The following is a 4,741-nucleotide window of genomic DNA, read 5'->3' as shown; positions in this document are numbered from 1 at the left end:
TGAAGCCCCACAGGGTTCGCAACCCACGATGGGGTTGTGGATTCTATGGCGTTTTCCAGGGTAGCTCGTTCCTCCCAACCCTGGGCTTTGAGGCGCAATCCCGTTGGGATAGGGAGGAAGCCCTCCGAACTTGTGGGTAATACTCAGGGCACGACACCGCTTTTCCTTCACGCCACCTCAACCCATCCGAGGCACCCCTTCACATAGGGCGTCCCCTCAGCCTCTCCGTCGCGTGCAGGAAAAGCGGAGACATGTCTCCGCACTCCATAGTGCCACTCCACATTGCACGTCGTCCGGGAAAATCAGCGCCCCATAGGCGTCATGGAGCTCGCCACCCCTCACGGCAAATCCTTCACCCGCAAATTCCGATGCCGCACCGTCTTTCCATCGTTGTAGTTCTGCAACCCGATGTAACCCGAGGCCGACCGCTGCTTTCGATCAGTCCACGTGTTCACCAACTGCCCGTTGATGCGCACAGCATAGTTGTGCCCCACACACGTCAACTCGTACTGATTCCACTGGCCAGGGGGCTTGACTGGCACTGCCACCGGCGCCTGAAACGGGTAGAAGGATCCAGTTGCCCACGTCGGCTGTTCGGGCTTCGGATCGCCAATCTCCAATTCGTGCCCTCGATTGACTGCCACCCACGGATCGCTTCCCGGATTGGGAAAACGGACAAACACCCCGGAGTCCGCCATGGGCTGTTCCTGGATCCACTCACCACGCAAAACAAAATTGGTAAAGGCGCGATTCGTCATCCACCACAATCCCATGCCTCCCTCGCCGGTAGCGATACCATCAACGATGGTGAACTTTCCCGGACCGCTCTGGGCCCATCCAGCATCGGCCGACTTACCCAGCAAGGGAACAAATCCCGTCTCCTCATCCTGATGCGGGGGCACCCAGGACAAAAACTCATCGGGAAGGCGATCCAGCGGGCGTGTCTGAATGTTCCGGAAATAGACTTCGGCAGCTTCGGACTGGAGCTGGATCTTGCCCGCATGCATGGGAATTTCCCGACCCTGGTCCCGATAGCGAGGATTCGTGATCACCAGATTCACCTTTCCATTCAACAAATGGATGCCCACGTTCCCCCACGCCACCACTTCGCAAACATTCCACTCGCCAAACGCCTTCTCGTAATCCACCGAGGGAGTGATTCCATCATACCACGGCACCGTCGTTCGCGGGAAACCCGGCTGATAGACGAAACACGTTTCGCCGTCCGCCTCGCCTCGGTAGGGAACCCACGGAGCCTTGTCCAACACCAGTTTCACCGCTTCAACGTCGCAATACACGCCAGCCACACTCCACCACTGGCCCACGCCTTTCTCCATGATGTTGCATTCCACCGAACGCATCCAGGCGTCGCTGCCGGCCCCGTGAGGTCCGATGCACCAATAGAGTAGACCGGTATCACGGTAGTGCCGGGGTCCATTTCGAGGTGCCCACTTCCGTGGGCCCCATTTGTATTCCAACCGAATGTGAACATTGTCGAAGGAGTCAGCCGTGGTGATGGCACCATAGACTTCCCCAGACACATGAATTGCCGGAGCCCCATCCACTTGAGAGATCGTAAATACATTCCGCGGATCATTGTTCACTCCGAGAGGAGTTCGGCTCCCAGGCAGCGGCGCCAAGTACTTTTCCCATCCCGTGAAATCCTGGCCATTGAACAGGGACTTCCACCCCGCCGGCGAAGCCTCGGCTGCCGACGTCGGGAGGGTGCCCAAGCAAAGCAATCCAACAAAACCGATCCAACGCACAGTTAGCAGGAGAGTGGACTGATGATCTTTCATAAATTCATGAATGCTGAGCAATGAATCCATGGGGAAGCCGTGATCACCATGGGTTACAAGTGAACACTATCCACGCATCACAACGAAAGCAATGGGATCGCTTCGCGAAGCGTTATGGAGTTGATCGGGAACCGATCCGACGAGGTTTATAGTTCCATAGTCCTGTAGCCCTCTACAGCTTTTCGCCCCCCCCGGAGGGGGATCCCAGCTCCGCTGTGGGAGGCAAAAGCGGCAGAGGGCTGCCGCACTCCATAAGGCCTCGCGAAGCGATTCGAAAAGCCCACCAAAAACTCCTCCCCAAAGCCCGGCCTGTCACTTAAGGTCGGGCTATGGGAAAACAGTGCTGGCTCGTCAAACAAGAACCGGAAGCCTACTCGTGGTCGACCTTCCTGAAAGAAGGGAAAACCCAGTGGACCGGCGTGCGCAATTTTCAGGCCCGCAACAACCTTCGAGCGATGAAGAAGGGCGACTGGGTCTTTTTCTACCACAGCGTCACCGAAAAACAGATCGTGGGCGTGGCCAAGGTCGACCGCGAGGCCTACCCCGATCCCACCGCCAAAGAGGGCGATTGGGCTACGGTGGACTTGGTCCCATTCAAACCGCTGAAGTCCCCCATCGCCCTCGAGGCCTTGAAGACCGATCCCCAGCTGAAGGACATGGCCCTCCTACGCCAGACTCGACTCTCAGTGACGCCGATCAGCCCTGAACAATGCGACCGATTGCTGTCCCTCTCTCAAACCAAACTCTAGTTCCATTGCCCAATGTCTGACCACCCGAACTTCCAAGCCATCATTTTCGACATGGATGGCGTGATCGTCGACAGCGAACCCCTGCATGAAAAGGCCTTCATGCAGACATTCGACGAGTTGGGCTATGCCCAAACCCACGGCATTCATTTCGCCGACTACCTCGGCCGGTCCGATCGCGCTGTCTGGGAAGCCTTCATCGCCAAGCACCAGCCTTCGCAAACGTTCGACGAACTTACCGACCTGAAGGAAAGCCGCCTGATCGGGATGCTGCACGAACGCAAACCCTTGTTCGCTCCCGTTCCAAACCTCATCCGCGATCTGGCCGCCCGCTATCCCCTCGCTCTGGCATCAGGATCGGTGCATCGGGTTATCAGCGCAGTGCTGGAGATCGGCAATCTTCGACATTTCTTTGGCCCCGTGGTCAGCGCGCAGGACGTAGCTCACGGCAAGCCCTCTCCTGATATCTTCCTGCGGGCAGCACACTTGCTGGGGGTCCCCCCCGAATCGTGCTGTGTGATCGAGGACACCGTCGCCGGCGTTACTGCCGGACGAGCGGCCGGCATGCATGTCATCGCCATCACCAACACCTACCCCGCATCCGCGCTTCACCAGGCTCACCAGATCGTTGAATCCTATGACCCGATCGCCCGATTCCTCCTCCGCGACTAGAGGCCCCTCTCTTAGCAGCCGAATCGCCAAAGGCGGTCGCTGGCGAGGCCGCTTTGGATCCATCCTGGGTTCATTGTTACTCCTGCCCGGGTTCAGTCAGGGGGACTGGGCTCAGTTTCTCGGTCCCGAGCGCAGCGGAGTCGCCGCGGATAAGGCAGTCCCGCACACCTGGCCAACGGAAGGACCGCGCAAACTCTGGTCGCGACCCGTCGGAAACGGCTTTAGCGGCCCGGTGGTGCAAGGCACCCGCGCGTTTCTCTTTCATCGGCTGCAGGACGAAGAAACCGTAGAATGCTTTGATGCCTCCAAAGGCACGACCCTTTGGAAATCGGGCACTCCTACCGCGTACGTGGATGATTTTGGTTTTGATCCTGGACCGCGATCGACGCCTGCGCTGGCCGGCGATCGAATCGTCACACTGGGAGCCGCTGGCCGGGCCGAATGCCGTGAAACTCAAGCAGGCAAGCTCATCTGGAGCGTGGACACTCAAAAGCAATTCGGCGCGCGCAAAGGATTCTTTGGATTGGCTCCGTCTCCCTTGATCGATCGCCAACAGGTGATCCTGCACGTCGGCGGAGAGAACGGCGCGAGCATTCTTGCGCTCGATTTCGCGACGGGAAACCTGCGCTGGAAATCCGGGGATGATGAAGCCAGCTATGCCTCCCCTATCCTCGTCTCGTTCCAAGGAAAGCGACGACTCTTAGTGCTGACCCGTGAAGCTCTCACCTCACTGGATCCTGACACTGGAAAACCGTTTTTCCGATTTCCGTGGCGCCCTTCCACTCATGCCTCGGTCAGTGCCGCCACCCCTCTGTGGGTCGACGGACGGATCGCACTCTCCGCCAGCTACGAAACCGGCGCCACCTTCCTGAAATACGAAGATGCCGGCCCCACCAAGATCTGGGAAAGTGACGAGGCTATCTCAAGCCACTACTCGTCCCTGGTCCATCACCAAGGATTCCTCTATGGATTTGATGGCCGACAGGAGCAAGGCTGCGACCTCCGCTGCGTCGAGGTGGAAACCGGAAAAGTCCGATGGACCCAAAAACGAACCGGTGCGGGCCATCTGATTCTCGTAGGTTCGGATCTCCTCCTGCTGACCGAGAAAGGCGAGCTTGTGCTCGCGCCGGCAAGTCCGGAAGGCTTCAAGCCCTGGGCGCGCGCCCAAGTGCTGCCGTTTCTCGCCCGTGCCCACCCTGCGTTCTCAGACGGACGCTTCTATGCCCGCAGTAAGGACACCCTGTTCTGCTTTGATCTGCGGAGCCCCGGGCCCGCGGAGTCGCGATAGATCTGGACTACGGTGGCACGACCTCATCTTTACCTCCAAAAATGGGGACTAGACAAGCTGGGCAACGCCGGCTTTTCTCACTTTGTCCGCAAGGCCCGAACCCGCAGGGTTCAAAGAAATTTAGCCGGGGGTGCTCGCACCCCCGGAACTGTTAAAAGTACGGAGCATCGCGCAGCGATGCCACTGGCTTCTGAGACTTGCGTCAACCGCTTCAAGGAACCTAATCAGTTCGTCAG

At 58.6% G+C, this 4,741-nt stretch carries 4 protein-coding genes; 3 read left to right on the top strand and 1 reads right to left on the bottom strand.

Translation table 11 applies throughout. From position 1 onward, the window contains the following. Positions 1–338: 338 nt before the first annotated feature. Positions 339–1,799: a DUF1080 domain-containing protein gene (locus tag JNN07_06215; protein MBL9167317.1), complete on the bottom strand. Its 1,461-nt coding sequence runs from the start codon at positions 1,797–1,799 to the stop codon at positions 339–341. A 329-nt stretch (positions 1,800–2,128) separates the two neighbouring features. Between JNN07_06215 and JNN07_06210 the strand changes: the two genes are divergently transcribed. From JNN07_06210 to JNN07_06200, 3 genes are read left to right on the top strand one after another with little or no spacing between them, the layout of a single operon-like run. Continuing rightward, positions 2,129–2,548 carry an EVE domain-containing protein gene (locus tag JNN07_06210; protein ID MBL9167316.1) on the top strand — a complete coding sequence of 140 codons (420 nt, stop codon included), beginning with the start codon at positions 2,129–2,131 and terminating at the stop codon, positions 2,546–2,548. 12 nt (positions 2,549–2,560) lie between these two features. Further along, positions 2,561–3,217: an HAD family phosphatase gene (locus JNN07_06205; protein ID MBL9167315.1), complete on the top strand. Its 657-nt coding sequence runs from the start codon at positions 2,561–2,563 to the stop codon at positions 3,215–3,217. Beyond that, a complete protein-coding gene (locus JNN07_06200) occupies positions 3,183–4,505 on the top strand; it encodes a PQQ-like beta-propeller repeat protein (GenBank protein MBL9167314.1) in 1,323 nt (440 codons plus the stop codon). Before JNN07_06205 ends, JNN07_06200 begins: the two co-directional genes overlap by 35 nt. Positions 4,506–4,741: the final 236 nt, after the last annotated feature.

Source organism: Verrucomicrobiales bacterium (assembly GCA_016793885.1).
Lineage (GTDB): Bacteria > Verrucomicrobiota > Verrucomicrobiia > Limisphaerales > UBA11320 > UBA11320.
This window is presented reverse-complemented; position numbering and strand designations above follow the sequence as displayed.

What these genes read in the sequence shown, in the direction of transcription:
- JNN07_06215 (MBL9167317.1), bottom strand. Translation starts at nt 1,799, where the DNA reads ATGAAAGATCATCAGTCCACTCTCCTGCTAACTGTGCGTTGGATCGGT.
- JNN07_06210 (MBL9167316.1), top strand. Translation starts at nt 2,129, where the DNA reads ATGGGAAAACAGTGCTGGCTCGTCAAACAAGAACCGGAAGCCTACTCG.
- JNN07_06205 (MBL9167315.1), top strand. Translation starts at nt 2,561, where the DNA reads ATGTCTGACCACCCGAACTTCCAAGCCATCATTTTCGACATGGATGGC.
- JNN07_06200 (MBL9167314.1), top strand. Translation starts at nt 3,183, where the DNA reads ATGACCCGATCGCCCGATTCCTCCTCCGCGACTAGAGGCCCCTCTCTT.